The organism is Aeromicrobium sp. 636 (assembly GCF_024433585.1).
Taxonomy (GTDB): Bacteria; Actinomycetota; Actinomycetes; order Propionibacteriales; family Nocardioidaceae; genus Aeromicrobium; species Aeromicrobium senzhongii.
In genome coordinates this window covers 521,144-538,340 of the sequence record NZ_WNJU01000001.1, presented here as the reverse complement: position 1 = coordinate 538,340, position 17,197 = coordinate 521,144, and the positions used below count along the sequence as shown (strand labels likewise).

General features: G+C 69.5%; 17 protein-coding genes. 6 read left to right on the top strand and 11 right to left on the bottom strand.

Translation table 11 applies throughout. From position 1 onward, the window contains the following. Position 1 precedes the first annotated feature (1 nt). From pheT to GL325_RS02575, 4 genes are all read left to right on the top strand, one after another. Positions 2 to 2,512 carry a phenylalanine--tRNA ligase subunit beta gene (pheT, locus tag GL325_RS02590; protein ID WP_187768514.1) on the top strand — a complete coding sequence of 837 codons (2,511 nt, stop codon included), beginning with the start codon at positions 2 to 4 and terminating at the stop codon, positions 2,510 to 2,512. 36 nt (positions 2,513 to 2,548) lie between these two features. Next, complete coding sequence (locus GL325_RS02585) at positions 2,549 to 3,982, top strand: aspartate ammonia-lyase (protein WP_154595090.1); 1,434 nt, start codon at positions 2,549 to 2,551, stop codon at positions 3,980 to 3,982. A 167-nt stretch (positions 3,983 to 4,149) separates the two neighbouring features. After that, on the top strand, positions 4,150 to 5,751 hold the full coding sequence (gene cimA, locus GL325_RS02580) for a citramalate synthase (protein WP_187768513.1): 1,602 nt from the start codon (positions 4,150 to 4,152) through the stop codon (positions 5,749 to 5,751). 10 nt (positions 5,752 to 5,761) lie between these two features. After that, complete coding sequence (locus GL325_RS02575; RefSeq protein ID WP_187768512.1) at positions 5,762 to 6,703, top strand: hypothetical protein; 942 nt, start codon at positions 5,762 to 5,764, stop codon at positions 6,701 to 6,703. Here the strand turns inward: GL325_RS02575 and GL325_RS02570 are convergent. The 3 genes from GL325_RS02570 to GL325_RS02560 form a co-directional block, all read right to left on the bottom strand. Further along, entirely contained in the window at positions 6,696 to 7,874 is a 1,179-nt protein-coding gene (locus GL325_RS02570; protein ID WP_187768511.1) for an HNH endonuclease signature motif containing protein, read from the bottom strand. The two genes, GL325_RS02575 and GL325_RS02570, sit on opposite strands and share 8 nt — an antisense overlap. 74 nt (positions 7,875 to 7,948) lie before the next feature. Further along, a complete protein-coding gene (locus GL325_RS02565; protein WP_187768510.1) occupies positions 7,949 to 8,500 on the bottom strand; it encodes a hypothetical protein in 552 nt (183 codons plus the stop codon). Between the two features lie 42 nt (positions 8,501 to 8,542). After that, on the bottom strand, positions 8,543 to 8,980 hold the full coding sequence (locus GL325_RS02560; protein ID WP_154595085.1) for a VOC family protein: 438 nt from the start codon (positions 8,978 to 8,980) through the stop codon (positions 8,543 to 8,545). Between the two features lie 56 nt (positions 8,981 to 9,036). Here GL325_RS02560 and GL325_RS02555 point away from each other — a divergent pair, with 56 nt between their 5' ends. Beyond that, complete coding sequence (locus tag GL325_RS02555) at positions 9,037 to 9,453, top strand: GNAT family N-acetyltransferase (RefSeq protein WP_187768509.1); 417 nt, start codon at positions 9,037 to 9,039, stop codon at positions 9,451 to 9,453. Positions 9,454 to 9,464: 11 nt separating this feature from the next. Here GL325_RS02555 and GL325_RS02550 read toward each other — a convergent pair whose 3' ends face one another. From GL325_RS02550 to GL325_RS02515, 8 genes are read right to left on the bottom strand one after another with little or no spacing between them, the layout of a single operon-like run. Next, entirely contained in the window at positions 9,465 to 9,866 is a 402-nt protein-coding gene (locus GL325_RS02550) for a YccF domain-containing protein (RefSeq protein WP_187768508.1), read from the bottom strand. A gap of 50 nt (positions 9,867 to 9,916) precedes the next feature. After that, on the bottom strand, positions 9,917 to 10,729 hold the full coding sequence (locus GL325_RS02545) for an ABC transporter ATP-binding protein (protein WP_187768507.1): 813 nt from the start codon (positions 10,727 to 10,729) through the stop codon (positions 9,917 to 9,919). After that, positions 10,726 to 11,718: an iron chelate uptake ABC transporter family permease subunit gene (locus GL325_RS02540; protein ID WP_223110951.1), complete on the bottom strand. Its 993-nt coding sequence runs from the start codon at positions 11,716 to 11,718 to the stop codon at positions 10,726 to 10,728. Before GL325_RS02540 ends, GL325_RS02545 begins: the two co-directional genes overlap by 4 nt. Continuing rightward, positions 11,708 to 12,667: an ABC transporter permease gene (locus GL325_RS02535; protein ID WP_187768506.1), complete on the bottom strand. Its 960-nt coding sequence runs from the start codon at positions 12,665 to 12,667 to the stop codon at positions 11,708 to 11,710. Before GL325_RS02535 ends, GL325_RS02540 begins: the two co-directional genes overlap by 11 nt. Positions 12,668 to 12,669: 2 nt before the next feature. Then, the gene (locus GL325_RS02530; protein WP_187768505.1) at positions 12,670 to 13,632 is read right to left on the bottom strand and encodes a siderophore ABC transporter substrate-binding protein; all 963 of its coding nucleotides are present in this window, start codon (positions 13,630 to 13,632) and stop codon (positions 12,670 to 12,672) included. A gap of 60 nt (positions 13,633 to 13,692) precedes the next feature. Then, entirely contained in the window at positions 13,693 to 15,093 is a 1,401-nt protein-coding gene (locus GL325_RS15875) for an ATP-binding protein (protein ID WP_187768504.1), read from the bottom strand. Between the two features lie 52 nt (positions 15,094 to 15,145). Further along, positions 15,146 to 15,658: a 2'-5' RNA ligase family protein gene (locus GL325_RS02520; protein ID WP_187768503.1), complete on the bottom strand. Its 513-nt coding sequence runs from the start codon at positions 15,656 to 15,658 to the stop codon at positions 15,146 to 15,148. Positions 15,659 to 15,689: 31 nt separating this feature from the next. After that, on the bottom strand, positions 15,690 to 16,244 hold the full coding sequence (locus GL325_RS02515; protein WP_255955423.1) for a GNAT family N-acetyltransferase: 555 nt from the start codon (positions 16,242 to 16,244) through the stop codon (positions 15,690 to 15,692). Between the two features lie 111 nt (positions 16,245 to 16,355). Here GL325_RS02515 and GL325_RS02510 point away from each other — a divergent pair, with 111 nt between their 5' ends. Beyond that, positions 16,356 to 17,186: an SDR family NAD(P)-dependent oxidoreductase gene (locus GL325_RS02510; RefSeq protein ID WP_187768502.1), complete on the top strand. Its 831-nt coding sequence runs from the start codon at positions 16,356 to 16,358 to the stop codon at positions 17,184 to 17,186. Positions 17,187 to 17,197: the final 11 nt, after the last annotated feature.

Sequence of the window (17,197 nt, the reverse complement as noted above, 5' to 3'; positions counted from 1 at the left end):
CATGCGTGTCCCCGTGGAGTGGCTGCGGTCACTCGTCGAGTTGCCCGATGCCGTCACGACGGAGCAGTTGGCCGATCGCCTGACGATGTACGACCTCAAGCTCGAGGAGATCGTCGGCGGCGGCCTGTCCGGCCCGCTGACGGTCGGCCGCGTGCTGGCGATCTCGCCCGAGGAGCAGAAGAACGGCAAGACGATCAACTGGTGCCGCGTCGACGTCGGTGCGCACAACGAGCCGTCGGTGCCCGACGCCCCCGGTGACGACGTGCCCTCGCGCGGCATCATCTGCGGCGCGCACAACTTCGGTGTCGGCGACCTCGTCGTCGTGTCGCTGCCGGGCACGTACCTGCCCGCGCTCGGCTTCGAGATCGGCTCGCGCAAGACCTACGGCCACGTGTCCGACGGCATGATCTGCTCGACCACCGAACTCGGTTTGGCCGAGGACGAGTCGACCGCCCACGGCATCGTCGTGCTCGAGCCCGGCTCCGCGGAGCCCGGCGACGACGCGATCGCGCTGCTGGGCCTGGCCGACCAGACCCTCGACCTCGAGGTGAACCCCGACCGTGCCTACGCGCTGAGCCTGCGTGGCGTCGCCCGAGACGCCGCCCTGGCGTTCGACGTGCCGTTCACCGACCCCGCCGACCGTCCCGTGCCGTCCACCGATACCGCCGCCTACCCGGTCCGCGTCGAGGACCCGATCGGCTGCCCCGTCTTCACGACGCTCGTCGTCGAGGGCATCGACCCGTCCGCGAAGACGCCGGCGTGGCTGGCCAAGCGGATCACCGACGCGGGCATGCGTCCCATCTCGTTGACCGTCGACGTCAGCAACTACGTCATGCTCGAGCTCGGTCAGCCGAACCACTGCTACGACCGCGCCAAGCTGAGCGGCGACATCGTCGTCCGCCGCGCGCACGAGGGCGAGACCCTGCGCACGCTCGACGACGTCGACCGCAAGCTGAGCACCGACGACCTGCTCATCACCGACGCCGCGGGCCCCATCGGCCTGGCCGGCGTCATGGGCGGCGACCGCGTCGAGATCGACGCCACCAGCACCGACGTCGTCATCGAGGCCGCGCACTTCGACCCCGTCACGATCTTCCGCACCCAGAAGCGTCACAAGCTGCCCACCGAGGCCGCCAAGCGCTTCGAGCGTGGCGTCGACCCCGAGCTGCCGCTGCGCGCCGCCACCCGGGTCGCCGAGCTGCTGGTGGAGCTGGCCGGCGGCACCCTGGCCCCCGGCGCCACCGTCGTCGGCACCGCTCCCGAGCGGAAGCCGGTCACGTTCTCGACCGAGCTGCCCGCCCGGATCAGCGGCCTGCCGATCACGACGGAGCAGGCGCGTGACACGTACGAGCGCAACGGCTGCCTCGTCGAGGTGGCCGGTGACCGGTTCACCGTCACGCCGCCGTCGTGGCGCTTCGACCTGAACGACCCCTACGACTTCGTCGAGGAGGCGCTGCGCACCGCCGGGTACGAGAACGTCCCCTCCGTGCTGCCCACGCCGACCGGCGGTCGCGGACTCACCCGCTCGCAGGAACTGCGGCGCCGGGTCGGCCACGTGCTGGCCGGTGCCGGCCTCGTCGAGGTCACGACGCTGCCGTTCGTCGGCGACGCCGACCTCGACCGGCTCGCGCTGCCGCAGGGCGACCCGCGACGCGACCTCGTCCGCCTGGCGAACCCGCTGTCGGCCGAGGAGCCGGGCCTGACCCCGACGCTGCTGATCGGCCTGCTGCGCGCGGCCTCGCTCAACATCGGTCGCGGTCACGACTCCGTGCAGATCAGCGAGATCGGCCGTGTGTTCCACCCCCGCTCCGGCGACGCCGTCGCGCCCATCTACGGCGTCGACCGTCGTCCGACGGCCGAGGAGCTGGCTGCCCTCGACGCCGCCCTGCCCGAGCAGCCGCGCCACGTCGGCTTCGTCCTGGTGGGCGAGCGCGAGCGCTCCGGCTGGTCCGGCCCCGGTCGACCCGTCGCCTGGACCGATGCTCTGGAGATCGCCCGGCTCCTGGCCCAGAACCTGCACGTCGAGCTGACGGTCGAGGCGGCGCAGCTGGCGCCGTTCCACCCCGGCCGCTGCGCGCAGCTGAGTGTGGGGGAGCAGGTCGTCGGCCACGTCGGCGAGCTGCACCCCAAGGTCGCCGAGGCGTACGGCCTCCCGGGCCGGGTCGCCGTCGGCGAGCTCGACCTCGATGCGCTGATCGACGCGGCGCCGCTGGTCGGCCCCAAGCCCGACTTCTCGGCCTTCCCGGTCGCGAAGGAGGACTTCGCGTTCATCGTCGACGAGGCGCTGCCCGCGGGCGAGCTGGAGTCGGTCATCGCCGGTGCCAGCGACCTCTTGGAGTCGGTGCGACTGTTCGACGTCTACACGGGCGACCAGGTGGGCGAGGGCAGCAAGTCCCTGGCCTTCAAGGTGCGCCTGCGTGCGGATGACCGGACGCTCACCGAGGCTGACATCAAGGCTGCGCGCGACCAGATCGTGGCGGCTGCCGCGACACTCGGAGCGCAGCTGCGCTGACCGGCACCCGGGTGGTCGGTCTGGTTACATGGCACCATGACCGACCACGAGCGCGTTCGGACCGAGCATGACCTGCTGGGGGAGCGCGAGGTACCGGCGGACGTCTACTGGGGAGTGCACACCCTGCGCGCCCTGGAGAACTTCCCGATCACCGGTGTGCCCATCGCCATCAGCCCGTACCTCCCGCAAGCCCTCGCGGCGGTGAAGGAGGCGGCGGCCGAGGCGAACCACGACCTCGGCCTGCTGGACGACGAACGCCATGCGGCGATCGTGCAGGCCTGCCGCGAGATCCGGGCCGGCGAGCTGCACGACCAGTTCGTCGTCGACGTCATCCAGGGTGGCGCCGGCACGTCGACGAACATGAACGCCAACGAGGTCATCGCCAACCGGGCGCTGGAGATCCTCGGGCACCGCTTCGGCGACTACGACCGCCTGCACCCGAACGAGCAGGTGAACCTGAGCCAGTCGACGAACGACGTCTACCCGACGGCCGTCAAGATCGCGGTCATCAACGCGACGTACGACCTGATCGACTCCATGGGTCGCCTCGAGGACGCCTTCGCCGAGAAGGCGGTCGAGTTCCACGAGGTCCTCAAGATGGGCCGCACGCAGCTGCAGGACGCCGTGCCGATGACACTCGGCCAGGAGTTCGGCACCTACGCGCTGATGATCGGCGAGGACCGCGAGCGCCTGCGCGAGGCCGTCCTGCTGCTGCACGAGATCAACCTCGGTGCCACCGCGATCGGCACTCAGCTCAATGCCCCGCAGGGGTACGTGCCCCGCGCCCGCGAGCACCTGTCGCGCATCACCGGCCTGCCCCTGCGTACGGCCGTCGACCTGATCGAGGCGACGCAGGACTGTGGCTCCTTCGTGCAGATGTCGGGTGTGCTCAAGCGCGTCGCGGTGAAGCTCTCGAAGATCTGCAACGACCTGCGTCTGCTGTCGTCCGGCCCGCGGGCCGGCCTCGGCGAGATCAACCTGCCCGCGCGCCAGGCCGGGTCCAGCATCATGCCGGGCAAGGTCAACCCGGTCATCCCCGAGGTCGTCAACCAGGTGGCGTTCCAGATCATCGGCCACGACGTCACGGTGTCGATGGCGGCCGAGGCCGGACAGCTGCAGCTCAACGCCTTCGAGCCGGTGATCTGCTACTCCCTGTCGGCCGGTCTCTACCGGCTGCGGATGGCGATCGAGTCGCTGACCGAGCACTGCGTCCGGGGGATCACCGCCAACCGCGAGCACCTCGCGGCCGAGGTCGCCAACTCCGTCGGCCTCGTCACGGCCCTGAACCCGTACCTGGGCTACCAGACCGCCACCGAGCTGGCCAAGGAGGCGTTGCTCAGCGGGCGCGGCGTCGCCGAGCTCGTGCTGGAGAAGGGCCTGCTGCCCGCGGACGAGCTCGAGCGGATCCTGCGGCCCGAGACGCTGGCCCATCTGGGGCCCAAGCCGGCGGACCGCTCCGGCGGTGTCTGAGGCCTCGCGGGGTGGCCGCAGCGTGCGTGTACGCTGTGGCCATGACCACATCGGTGATCATCATTGGAAAGCGCGTCTGAAGCACCATCTCAGACGCGCCGCCTCCCGTACCCGGGGGGCTTTTTTTGTGAACGAACAGTGTGTGGAACGAACAGAGCAGGACGACCATGAGCACGAGCTTCGGCAAGCACGACCCGGCGGACTTCCACGTCTATGACACGACGCTGCGTGACGGCGCCCAGCAGGAGGGCCTGAACCTCTCCGTGCAGGACAAGATGGCCATCTCCCAGCATCTCGACGAGCTGGGCGTGGGCTACATCGAGGGCGGCTGGCCCGGCTCGAACCCCAAGGACACCGAGTTCTTCGCCCTCGCGGCCAAGGAACTGGACCTCAAGCACGCGACCCTGGCCGCGTTCGGCTCCACCCGCCGCGCCGGTGCGGTCGCCGCCGACGATCCGCAGGTCGCCGCGTTGCGCGACTCCGGCGCGTCCGTCGTGACCGTCGTGGCCAAGAGCCACGACCAGCACGTGCTCCGCGCCCTGCGCACCACCCTGGACGAGAACCTCGCGATGGTCCGCGACACCGTGACCCACCTGCGCGAGGAGGGCCAGCGCGTCTTCCTGGACTGTGAGCACTTCTTCAACGGCTTCCTCGACAACCGCGACTACGCGATCGAGGTCGTGCGCACCGCCGCCGAGGCCGGCGCCGAGGTCGCGGTGCTGTGCGACACGAACGGCGGCATGCTGCCGCACTGGGTGAACGAGATCGTGGCCGATGTCCTCGCCTCGACCAACATCCGCTTGGGCATCCACGCCCACAACGACACCGGCTGCGCCGTGGCGAACTCGATCGCCGCCGTGCAGGCCGGCGCGACCCACGTGCAGGGCTGCATCAACGGATACGGCGAGCGCACCGGCAACGCCGACCTCGTCACGTGCGTGGCGAACCTGGAGTTCAAGCTGGGCATGAGCGTCATGCCCGAGGGCGTGCTGGCCGATGCCACGCGCATCTCGCACGCGATCAGCGAGATCACGAACTACCCGCCCGTCGCCCGTCAGCCGTACACGGGAGTGTCGGCGTTCGCGCACAAGGCCGGGCTGCACGCCAGCGCGATCCGGGTCGATCCGGACCTGTACCAGCACATGGATCCGGCCCTGGTCGGCAACGACATGCGCCTGCTGGTCTCGGAGATGGCCGGTCGCGCGACGATCGAGCTCAAGGGCCGCGAGTTGGGCTTCGACCTCTCGGGCGACAACGACCTGCTGACCCGCATCACCGACCAGGTCAAGAAGATGGAGCAGGACGGCTACACGTTCGAGGCGGCCGACGCCTCGTTCGAGCTGCTGCTGACCGAAGCGGTCACGGGCGTGCGCCCGGCCTACTTCGACGTCGAGTCCTGGCGCGTGATCGCCGGCTCTGCCGGTGACGGTGGTGCCGAGGCGATCGTCAAGGTCGTCGCCGGCGGCCGCCGGACCGCCGTGGTGGGCGAGGGCAACGGCCCGGTCAACGCGCTCGACCACGCACTGCGTCAGGCGATCGAGCGGATCTACCCCGACGTCGCCCAGTTCCACCTGATCGACTTCCGCGTGCGCATCCTCGACCAGGGGCACGGCACGGACGCGGTGACGCGCGTGCTGATCGAGACGACGGACGGCAAGAGCTCGTGGGTGACCGTGGGCGTGGGCCCGAACATGATCGAGGCGTCTTTCGAGGCGCTCGTGGATGCACTGACCTACGGTCTGCGCTCTCACGGGGTTGAGACGCCCTAGTCTTCGGCGCATGAGTGACGCGCTGCAGGGGTTGAGAGAGCTCGCCAGGGTCGAGGTCGAACGCGACGGTCTGCAGCAGCAACTGCAGGCAGCCCGGCAGCAGGTGGACGAGGCGGCGCGCCGTTACGTGGACGCCGCGGCGAAGCTGGAGCAGGAGAAGTCGGACGTCGCGGAACTCGAGTCGTTCTCGATGGCCCGCATCCTGGCCGGGCTGCGCGGCACCCGCGACGTCGACCTGTCGCGTGAGCAGGCCGAGTACCTGGCCGCCCAGTACGCGACGTCGGATGCCGAGGCGCGCCTGGCTGCGGCGCGACGCGAGGTCATCGACCGCGAGACACGGCTGGACGCGATCGGCGACCTCGAGGCTCGCCGCGTCGAATTGCTCAACCAGCGCGAGCGAGAGCTGGCGGCCGATCCGGGATCGCTCGCGGTCTCGACCGAGTTGACCGAGCTCGCTGCCCGGCAGGGCGTCCTCGAGGCCGAGGTCGTCCAGCTGCAGGAGGCGATCACCGCGGCCAGCCAGGCGAGCGAGGCGCTCCGTGAGGCGTCGCTCCACCTCGGCAATGCCGGCAGCTGGGCGACGTACGACACCTTCTTCGGCGGCGGGCTGGTGGCCGACCTCGCGAAGCACAACCGTCTGGACAAGGCTGGTGAGCTGATGCATCGGGCGGACGCGGCGCTGGCGCACCTCTCGGCCGAGCTCGCTGACGTGCGCGTCGACGCGGTCGGGTCGGTGGGTGTCACGGAGCTCGCCCGCACCTTCGACATCTGGTTCGACAACATCTTCAGCGACCTGCAGGTCCGGGGTCGGATTCACGACGCGGCGGCTCGGGTGGACGGGTTGCTGCGGGACGTCGAGTCGGTCGGGCGCGATCTGACCAGGCGGCTGGCGGATGCCGAGCGGTCCGTGAGCGCGGTGGAGGACGCGCGTCGCGATCTGCTCGTCACGTGACGCTGAGCGAGGCCGACGCGGGCATCGCGTACTGCTCGCTCCACTGAGCGGGCGGAGCGAGGTGGCGCTCGGCGAGGTGGCCGTGCGACTTCATGTTGTGGTGCTTGCGACACAGGCACCGCAGATTGTCTCCCGAGGTCTGGCCGCCGGAGTCGTAGGCGACGGCATGGTCCTGATCGGTCCCCGAGGCTGGAGCACGACACCCCGCGACTCTGCAGGTGCCGTCTCGCCATCGGAGCGCCTGACGTAGATCCTCGGTGGGTCGATATCGCAGGACCGTGGTGTCGAGCACCCGGCCCCTCGGGTCGAGGACGAGCCGGCGGAACAGCGTGTGCTCGGACTGAGCCAGTTCACGGACCCACTCGCTGCCGATCGGCTCGCCGTCGAGGGCGATCCCGGGACCGTCGGTGAGCCCGATCAGATCGGTGGCCGCGATCGAGATTGCGATCTCGGCGCGGACGTCGGTCTCCGTGCCGGTGCAGGACGTGAGCCAGTGCGCGACCAGGTCGGCCTGCTTCTGGTCGCGGGTGCGGCGGTCCCGCTCGTCGGTCTCGGGGTCCATCGCGGGCAGTGCCTTGGCCGCCCGTCGGAGCCGCTCGCCGACGGCGATGGCGACGCCAGTGGGCAGGAGTGCGTTCAGCCAGGAGGTGCCGTCGTCGTTGTGGGTGATGGAGACGCGCCGCTCCTCGAGGGCACGCGCGCGCTCGACTGCGGTCTGCTCGGGTTCGAGGCGCTCCCGCAGGCGGCGTAGCCACGAGCGCAGCTCACCGACGGTGTGGGTGGCGGCGTACTGGACCGCGGAGCGGGCGAGAGCGAGCCAACTCTCGGCCCTGGTGAGGCGTTCGGCCGTGTAGGCGATCGCGCTGGCCCGGCCAGCGTCGAGGTCGCCACGTCCGAACGCCGCCCACACCTCGGGTGTCCGCTCGCGGAGGGTTTCGGTCTCGGAGACGATCGCCCACACCTTATGCTCGGTGACCCGCAGGGCTTGGGCGATCTCGAGCGTGACCTCGCGTCGGGCCAACTCCTTGCTCAGGACGATGTCGTCGGAGCGATCGATCTCGGCGACCCGGCGGTCGTGATGCCGGGCGATCAGCTGCCACTCCGCGAACTCCGCCATCGCCCGGGCGCGACGGACCTCGTCGAACGCACCAGCCGTGGTCTCGAAGTTCATGCACCCAACCTAGTGGGCGCCAGCGACACTTCCGATGGGCCGCTGCATCAGCCTTTCGACGTCTCAATCGGCGGTCATCGGTGGTGAGGATGCCGGAGGCGGTGACGGACGATGCGCTGGATCATGATCGGATACGCGTGAAGTGGGAGACCGACCAGAATGATCTGGACGGCTCCGGCGACATGCGCTGTGCCGACAGCCGCCGCGGCCAGCAGAAGCGTCGCCACTCCCGCGATGATGTGCCCTGTTTCGGAGAGTTCTGTGCCTCGGAGCAGGCGGGTCCGGCGTGTGTGACCCTCGCCGTGTTCACGCAGGCTGTCGATGACCGAGTTCCAGCCGATGCGTCCGAGCAACCGACGCAGCGCGTCGGCCCCGAGCAGTGCATGGATTCTCGGTTCCGCGCTGCTGACCGCGTATCGGCGGCGTGCGGTGTCGACGAACAGTGGCCCCGCGAGCAGTCCCAGGAAGGTGAATCCACCTTGTACGACCACCGCGTAGACGATGTGGTCCGGCCCGATGAAGCGCCATCCTGTGACCGCCAGACCGGCCGCCACAATGGTGCCGATCGCAGCCGCCACGCCGGGTTGAGCAGCTGTCTCGCTCGTTCCCTCGCCGCGCGATCTCACACGTCACAGGCTAGTCGTGAGGCTGAACGGCTCCGGCGGGGATCAGGACTTCTGGAGGGCCTCGGCGAGCATCACGATGATGCCGCTGGGCCCGCGGACGTAGGTGAGCTTGTAGATGTCCTCGTAGGTCGCGACCCCGCGCAGCGGGTGGCACCCATGCCGCGCGGCGATCTCGAGGGCCTCGTCGATGTCGTCGACGGAGAAGGCCACGCGATGCATGCCGATCTCGTTCGGACGGGTCGGCTCGGTCTCGATCGGGTCGGGGTGGATGTACTCGAACAGCTCGAGGCGGCCGTGGCCGTCGGGTGTCTGGAGCATCGCGATGCGCACGCGGTTCCCGTCGAGGCCGACGGCGGTCTCGGCCCACTCGCCGCTGACGGTGTCACGACCGAGTTCCGTGAGCCCGAGGTCGGTGAAGAAGGCGATGGCGGCGTCGAGGTCGCGGACGGCGATGCCGACGTTCTCGAGCGTGATGGGCATGCTCGCACGCTATGCGGCAACGGCCGCGAAAGCCATGGTGCGAGGGTGGGGGAGTGATGGACGAGTACACGCTGATCGAGTCGGCCCCCGATGTCACGGACTACCTCCACCTGCGGCGCGTGTCGGGGCTCACGCCCAAGTCGCCCGAGCAGGCCCGACCGGCGGTCGCGGGAGGGTGGGCCGCCTGTCATGTCCGGCACTCCAGTGGTCAGACGGTGGCGATGGGGCGCGTCATCGGCGACGGTGGCTGGTACTTCCACATCGTCGACATGGCCGTGCTGCCGGACCACCAGCGGCGAGGGCTCGGTGATCGTGTCCTCTCGCATCTGCTGGACGTGATCCGCCGGGACGCCCCTCCGGGCGCCTACGTCTCGCTGATGGCCGATCCGCCGGGGCGACGACTCTACGAGCGTCACGGCTTCGTCGAGAGTGCGCCGCACTCGGTCGGGATGGTGCTGGCCACGGGGACCTGACCCTCGTCTCGTCAGGTGGCGACCAACGGCGGATGAGCCGCGTCCACCGGGACGATGTCCCGACCCAGGGGCCACAGCGAGACGGGGATCAGCTTGAAGTTCGCCAGGCCCAGCGGGATGCCGATGATCGTGATGCAGAGCAGAGCTCCGGTCACGGCGTGCCCGATCGCGAGCCACAGGCCCGAGAAGATGAACCAGATGACGTTGCCGACCCCGGAGCCGACGCCGGCGGTGGGCTTGGTGACGACCGTGCGCCCGAACGGCCAGAGGGCGAACAGGCCGATCCTGAACGACGCGATGCCGAACGGGATGCCGATGATCGTGATGCACCAGAGTGCTCCGGCGACCATGTAGCCGAGGAACATCCAAAAGCCCGAGACGACGAGCCACAAGATGTTGAGCAGTAGTCGCATGGTTCCCCCACGTGAGTTCGGACTCTCAGAATCTCACGCATGAGGTCGGTTCAGCCGTAATAGGTGGCGATCAGCTGGCCGTCGAGCTCGTGCACGCGGACCGGCAGGCCGTAGATCTCCTCCAGCAGTTCGGGGCGCATGATGTCGGCGGGAGACCCGCAAGCAGCGACGGTGCCGTCGCGCATCGCGACGATCGTGTCGGCGTAGCAGGACGCCACGTTGATGTCGTGCACGACGACCACGACGGTCCGGCCCAGTTCGCGCGCGGCGTCGCGCAGGCGGCCCATCATCGAGACGGCATGGCGCAGGTCGAGGTTGTTGAGCGGCTCGTCGAGCAGGACGACGTCGGTGTCCTGGCACAGCACCATCGCCACGAACGCCCGCTGGCGCTGACCGCCCGAGAGCTGGTCGAGGAAGCGGTCGGCGAGGTCGTCGAGATCCAGGTAGTGCAGTGCCTTCTCGACGTGCTCGAGATCGTCGGCCGTGGGTCGTCCCTTGGAGTGCGGGTAGCGGCCGAAGGTGACCAGGTCGCGCACGGTGAGGCGGATGTCGAGGTGGTTCTCCTGGCGCAGCACCGCCATGCGCTTCGCCAGCTCGTCGCTGCGGGTGGTGGCCACGTCGAGGCCGGTGACGGTGACGCGGCCTCCGTCGGCGGTCAGCAGCCGGCCCACGATCGAGAGCAGGGTCGACTTCCCGGCGCCGTTCGGTCCGATCAGCGCGGTGACCCCGCCGAGCGGCAGGTCCAGGTGCACGTCGTCGACCACGACCGTGCGGCCGTACCGCTTGGTGACCCCCTCGGCGCGGATGGCGGGGTGGCCGGTGTCGACGCAGGCACGAGTGTCGGCGGCGGGCGTGAGGGTCATGCGAGGTTCCTCCTGGCGCGACGGATCAACAGGGCGATGAAGGTGAGGCCGCCGACGAGCTCGATGACGACGGACAAGGTGGTGGTCACCTCGAGCAGGCGCTCGAGCACGAACTGCCCGCCCACGAGGCAGATCACGGCGGACAGGCCGGCCATCGGCAGGACGACGGCGTGCCGATGGGTGCCGGCCAGCTGGTAGGCGAGGTGGGCGACGAGCAGGCCGAAGAAGGTGATCGGGCCGACCAGCGCCGTCGAGACCGAGACGAGGACGGCGACGAGAGCCAGCACCCGCGTGGTCTCGCGGCGGTGGTCGACGCCGAGGCTGGTGGCCGGTCCCGCTCCCAGGGCGAGCACGTCGTAGACCCGCAGCCGGCGGACCACCAGAACGGTGGCGACGGCCACGACCGCGGCGGTGACCCACACCAGGTCCTCGTCGACGGTGGTGAACGAGGCGAACATCAGGTTCTGCAGCACCTGGAACTCGCTGGGATCGATCAGTCGCTGGAGGAAGGCCGCGATGCTGCGGAACAACGTCGCGAAGACCATGCCGACCAGGATCAGCACGTGCAGCTCGTAGCGTCCGGACGAGAACAGCCAGCGGAACAGGGTCAGCGCGAAGCCCAGCATCAGCAGCGTCTCGAGGACGAACTGCAGGCGCGTGTCCGTGGCGTTGAGCAACGAGGCGGAGAACGCGAAGACGACGACCGTCTGGACCAGGACGTAGAGCGCGTCGAACCCCATCAGTGCCGGGGTGAGGATGCGGTTGCCCGTGACCGTCTGGAACAGCACGGTCGACAGGGCGATCGCCCAGCCGACCAGGACCAGCGCGACGAGGCGCCGCACCCGCAGCGGCACGACGAAGTCGGCGTAGCCGTGGGTGTCGGCGAACAGGAAGCCCGCGATCACCGCGAGGGCGATGGCCCCGGCGATCGCGACCCGGGTCCACGGGTTCAGTCCGGGGGAGACCCGGGTGGCTGTCTCAGTCGGCACGGGGAGCACTCCTCAACAGCAGGAACAGGAAGAAGCCCGCGCCCAGCACGCCCATGACGGTGCCGACGGGGATCTCGTAGGGATAACGCACGACCCGCCCGACGATGTCGCAGGCCAGGACCAGGCCCGAGCCGAGGACGGCCACCCAGGGCAGTCCGCGCCGGGCATTGTCGCCGACCAGCGTGCTGACGATGTTCGGGACGACGAGGCCGAGGAACGGGATGACCCCGACGGTCACCACCACGACGGCGCTGACGACCGAGACGATGGTCAGGCCGACCGCGACGACCGTGCGGTGGTCGAGGCCGGCGTTGGTCGAGAAGGTGTCTCCCATGCCGGCGACGGTGAAACGGTCGGCCGCCAGGAACGCGATCACGACCAGAGCGGCCACCAGCCAGAGCAACTCGTACCGGCCTCGCAGGACTCCGGAGAAATCGCCGGTCATCCAGCTGTTGAGGGTCTGGAGCAGGTCGTGGTGGAAGGCCAGGAAGGTCGTCATCGCGGCGATCACGCCGCCGAGCATCAGCCCGATCAACGGCACGAGGATCGTCTCGCGCACGGGCATCATCCGCACGACGCGCAGGAACAGCCAGGTGCCGGCCAGGGCGAAGAGCGCAGCGGTGATCATCTTCACCATCAGTGGCGCGCCGGGAGCGAGGAGGGTGATGGCGATCAGTCCCAGGCCGGCGGCCTCGGTGGTGCCGACGGTCGAGGGCTCGACGAAGCGGTTGCGCACCAGCAACTGCATCAGCAGGCCGCAGACGGCCAGGGCCGCGCCGGCGAGCACGAGCGCCACGGTGCGGGGGATCCGCGAGACCCAGAGGATCTCCCACGACAGCTCGGCGACGCCCACCATCGTGCTGATCACGGCCAGGACGACCAGCCCGACGACCCCGCCGGCCAGTGCGGCCGGCGGGGTGGTGCGGGTGGTGTGACGGGTGACCGTCATGGTCAGGCCAGGCTCTTCTCGACGTCGTCGATCAGGGTGCCGAGGCTGGTCAGGCCACCGATGACGATGTACCAGGCCTCCGCGTCGACGTAGGTGACCTTCTCGTTCTTCCAGGCGTTGGTCTTCTTCACGAGGGCGTTGTCGAGGATCTCCTCGGCCGACTTGCCGTCCTCGCCGATGGCGGAGTCGCGGTCGACGACGTAGAGCAGGTCGGGGTTGACCTTGCGGATGAACTCGAAGGAGACGGCCTCGCCGTGGCGGGACTCGCTGTCACCCAGCTCGCCGGTGGCGGCGGGGACGCCGAAGACGTCGTGCACGAATCCGAAGCGCGAGTTGAGGGAGTAGGCGGTGACCTCGCCGCCGCTCGTCAGCAGGACGAGGCCCTTGCCGGCGCTGCTCGCCTGCTTCTTGACCGCGGCGATCCGCTCGTCGTAGCCGGCGAGGATCTCCTCGGCCTGCTTCTCCTTCTCGAAGATGCTGGCCAACGTGAGGATGTTCTTGCGCGAGCTGTCGAGGTAGGCGTTCTGGTCGACCGACATGTCCAGCACCGGGACGCCCTCGAAGGTGTCCTCGAGGGTGTCGTGCATGGAGGCCGAGCGGCCGCCGACGATGATCAGGTCGGGCTTGGCGCGGGGGATGGCCTCGAGGTTCGGCTCGAAGAGGTCGCCGACCGCGACGTAGTCGTCGCCTTCGTACTTCTTCAGGTAGGAGGGGGTCGCGCCGCCCTTGGCGACGCCCGTGACCGCGTCGACACCGAGCGTGTCGAGCGTGTCGAGAACGCCCATGTCGAAGACCACGACGCTCTTGGGGTTGAGCGGGACCTCTTCATCGCCGAGGGCATCGGTCACGGTGATCGTCTCGGTGTCACCACCGGACGCGGACTCGTTCTCGTTGCCGCACGCGCTGAGCGCGAGGCCGAGGAGGGGAAGAGTGAGAACTGCCGCGAAGCGACGGCGCAGGGACATGAGTAGTCCTTTCGAACTAGTTGGTTAGGTAAGGCGACACTAACCAATAGCTCTCCCGGGTCAGTCGTCGGGCCAGTCGTCCGCCTCCGGTGAGTCCTCGAAGCTGCGCGGCCCGGACGCGAGCAGGCTCCTCGTGAAGGAGTCCTGGTCGGACAACAGCTCGTCGAGCGCAGCGGTCAGATCCGCGTCGCCGGGCGGCCGGTGGGCGATCGCGGCCGACAGCACCGCGCGTCGGACCAGCTCCTTCGCGAAGGACGCCGTCACGCCCTCGGCCCGGTCGGCGGCGAGGTCGAGCGCCTCGGCCGAGAAGCCCAGGCCGTCGGCGTACAGGGCGAAGAGCGCACGGCGGGCGTCGAGGTCCGGAAGGGGGATCTCCACCGCCAGGTCGATGCGGCCCGGACGCTGCGACAACGCCCGCTCCAGCAGGTCGGGCCGGTTCGTCGTCATGAGGAAGGTGACGTCGGCGTCCCCGTCGAGTCCGTCCAGCGCTTCGAGCAGCTCGAAGAGCATCGAGTCGGGCGAGTCGACCATGTCGCGGTCCTCGGCGACGAGGTCGCAGTCCTCGAGGACGACGATGGCCGGCTCCATCGCGCGGGCGATCTGCGTCGCCTCCTTGACCAGGCCCAGGGTGTTGCCGCTGAGCAGGATCGCGGTGATGCCGGGGGAGCGACTCAGCAGGTGCCTGACGGTGTGGGTCTTGCCCGTGCCGGGCGGGCCGTAGAGCAGGATGCCGCGCTTGAGGTGCTGGCCGGCGCGCAGCAGCTCGTCACGGAACTCGCCCATCGCCAGGGCGTGCCGCTCGATCCTGCGCAGCGACTCACCCGGCAGCACGACGGCGGACGCGGGAACGGTGGGTCGCTCGTGGAACGTCACCCCGCCCAGCGACGACCCGTACTCGTCCCCGGCGAAGGACAGGACCTGCCCGCGCAGCACGCTGTTCTCGCGCATGAGCGTGCGGAGGCGAGCCAGGAACGCGCTGGTGGTCTCGCGGTCGGCCGCCATGATCTCGAGGGTGGGGGACGAGCGTCCCCATTCGGGGTTGGCGTCCCGTTGGAGCAGCGCGAGCGCCGTGCCCTCGAAGGTCAGCAGCCGAACGGCGCTCGCCACGACCTGACGATCCTGGTTCGGGCCGACCGGCGAACTCACGTACTCGACCGGTCCCAGGTCGACCGGGCCGTGCTCGCCGCGCACGAGGCCGAGGAACCCGAGGTCGTGTCCACGGCCGCCGAAGCCGATCACTCGAGCATCCGGGTCGATGAGATCGAGCGCGATGTCCGCGTCGACCAGCTGGGCGCGGCTCAGCCGCTCGGTGACGGCCGTCAGCTCTAGGGCATCCACGCCGAGGTGCTCGGTCAGGGCCGTCGTCAGCTCGCCCGGCCCGTGAGGCGCCGCACCGTGCTGCTCGACCACGTCACGCAGGAACGCGGTGAATGTCTCGATGAAGTCGGTCTGCTCGGTCACGCAGACACCTTCGCAGAGCGGAGTGCTCCGCGCGGCCGTTCGACCGATCGCGTCACGTGGTCGCGAGGTCCTCGATCAGGTCCTGGGACGGGTCCCACCAGCGGAGGCGGTCGCAGGTCAGCTCGACCGGCGCCTCGGTGGACTCCAGGACCTCGAGGGCAGTCGGCAGCAGGCGCCGAGGGACACGTCGGGCGAGGGTCACGTGCGGAGTCCAGACGGGATGCCGCACGGTCGGGACCAGCTCGCGGATGCGTGCCGTGGCAGCCGCGAGTGCCGGATCGGGCTCGATCAGGTGGGCGATGGTCACGCGAGGGCCTTGGCCGAACAGGACGAGTCCCCGCACTCCGATGCGTGCTGGCAAGAACGGTCCGATCGCGTCGCGCGCGGCGCCCACCACCGCCGGCGCGATGCCGACGGCTGCAACCAGGGTCAGGTGCGGCGCATTGGTCATCGACCGGTGGTCCGCCTGCGACGGGATGCCGGCTGCCTTCAGCGCCTCCCACTGGGCCACGACCGCAGCATCGGACGTGGGCTCGAAGCTGAGTTCGAGGGCTTGGTCGGGCACACGTGGAGGATAGGTCAACCTCGGTCACGACTCATGGCGCCGGCCGAGTGATCCGGTAGAGCACGTGGCGCACGGGTGGGCCGTCCGGGGCACTCGCGTCGTCGAAGTCGTCGGCCGGATCTCGGGTCATGCCGATGCGCTGCATCACGAGCTGCGACCGGACGTTGTCCACGGTGGTGATGGCGAGGACCTCACGCAGGTCGAGGGACTCGAAGGCGAAAGTGAGGGTGGCGATTGCGGCTTCCGTGGCGTAGCCCTGGCCCCACGCGGAGCGGGCCAACCGCCAACCGATCTCGACGCCGCTGAACGGCAGGTGCTCATCGACCTGGTCCAGTCCCGCGAAGCCGATGAACGCACCGGTCGCCTGCTCCTCGACCGCCCACCAGCCGTAGCCGCGCTGAGCGAAGTCGGCTTGGAACCTCGCGACCGAGGCGTCGCTCTGGGACCGGGTCAACAGGCCGCCGAGGTGTTCTCGAACCTCGGGGTCGGCGTTCATGGCGGCCCACGGCTCGAGGTCGGACTGGCGCCACGGGCGGAGCAGCAGACGAGTCGTCCGGATCTCGGTCATGGCGCTGGGGTCGGGCACACGTGGAGGATAGGCCGGGGTGCCGTTCGGCGAACACCCACGCTCGACCTCAGAGTGCCTCGTCGTCGCCCGCTGATGTGCGGGATCTTCGAATCCGGGTACTCCTGGGTCATGGAGCAGAAGACCATCGTCATCACCGGAGCCAGCGACGGGGTCGGCGCCGCGGCCGCTCAAGCCCTCAGCGATCACGGTCACCGGGTGGCCATCGTGGGACGGGACCCGGACAAGACGCGCACCGTGGCCGAGGAGTTGGGAGTCCCGTTCCATCTCGCCGACTACGCCGACCTGGCCCAGGTCCGGCGCCTCGGGGCAGAGCTCGCCGAGGCCTACCCGCGTATCGACGTCCTGGCGAACAACGCCGGCGCGTTGACGGACCACCGGACCATCACCGTGGACGGGTTCGAGAAGACCTTCCAGGTGAACCACCTCGCCGGGTTCCTCCTGACGCAACTGCTGCTTCCACAGCTGATCGAGAGCCGCGCCACCGTCATCCAGACCGCGTCGATCGCGGCGAAGCTGTTCAGTGACTTCGACATCGACGACCTGCAGAACACGAGGCACGACGGAGGCCAGCGGGCGTACGGGAACACGAAGCTGGAGAACATCCTGTTCACCCGAGAGCTGGACCGGCGTTACCGCGACCAGGGGATCTCGGCTGCGGCGTTCCATCCCGGCCTGGTCGGCTCCAACTTCGCCCACGGCACGAAGTCGCCGCTGAACTTCGTCTACCACACGCCGATGGTGAGCAAGCTCTTCACGATCTCGCCCGAGCGCGGGGCGGAGCAACTCGTCTGGCTCGCCACGTCGACGCCCGGCACGGACTGGGAACGCGGTCAGTACTACGAGAAGAAGAAGCCCGCGAAGTCGGCGCCCGAGGCCCACGACGGCGAGCTGGGGCGGCGACTCTGGGAGGAGTCGATGCGGATGGTCGCGCCGCTCTGAGTCGCCCGACT

Bases quoted from the DNA above. Each gene is read 5' to 3' on its own strand.
- pheT (WP_187768514.1), top strand. From the start codon at position 2: ATGCGTGTCCCCGTGGAGTGGCTGCGGTCACTCGTCGAGTTGCCCGAT.
- GL325_RS02585 (WP_154595090.1), top strand. From the start codon at position 2,549: ATGACCGACCACGAGCGCGTTCGGACCGAGCATGACCTGCTGGGGGAG.
- cimA (WP_187768513.1), top strand. From the start codon at position 4,150: ATGAGCACGAGCTTCGGCAAGCACGACCCGGCGGACTTCCACGTCTAT.
- GL325_RS02575 (WP_187768512.1), top strand. From the start codon at position 5,762: ATGAGTGACGCGCTGCAGGGGTTGAGAGAGCTCGCCAGGGTCGAGGTC.
- GL325_RS02570 (WP_187768511.1), bottom strand. From the start codon at position 7,874: ATGAACTTCGAGACCACGGCTGGTGCGTTCGACGAGGTCCGTCGCGCC.
- GL325_RS02560 (WP_154595085.1), bottom strand. From the start codon at position 8,980: ATGCCCATCACGCTCGAGAACGTCGGCATCGCCGTCCGCGACCTCGAC.
- GL325_RS02555 (WP_187768509.1), top strand. From the start codon at position 9,037: ATGGACGAGTACACGCTGATCGAGTCGGCCCCCGATGTCACGGACTAC.
- GL325_RS02550 (WP_187768508.1), bottom strand. From the start codon at position 9,866: ATGCGACTACTGCTCAACATCTTGTGGCTCGTCGTCTCGGGCTTTTGG.
- GL325_RS02545 (WP_187768507.1), bottom strand. From the start codon at position 10,729: ATGACCCTCACGCCCGCCGCCGACACTCGTGCCTGCGTCGACACCGGC.
- GL325_RS02535 (WP_187768506.1), bottom strand. From the start codon at position 12,667: ATGACGGTCACCCGTCACACCACCCGCACCACCCCGCCGGCCGCACTG.
- GL325_RS02530 (WP_187768505.1), bottom strand. From the start codon at position 13,632: ATGTCCCTGCGCCGTCGCTTCGCGGCAGTTCTCACTCTTCCCCTCCTC.
- GL325_RS02510 (WP_187768502.1), top strand. From the start codon at position 16,356: ATGGAGCAGAAGACCATCGTCATCACCGGAGCCAGCGACGGGGTCGGC.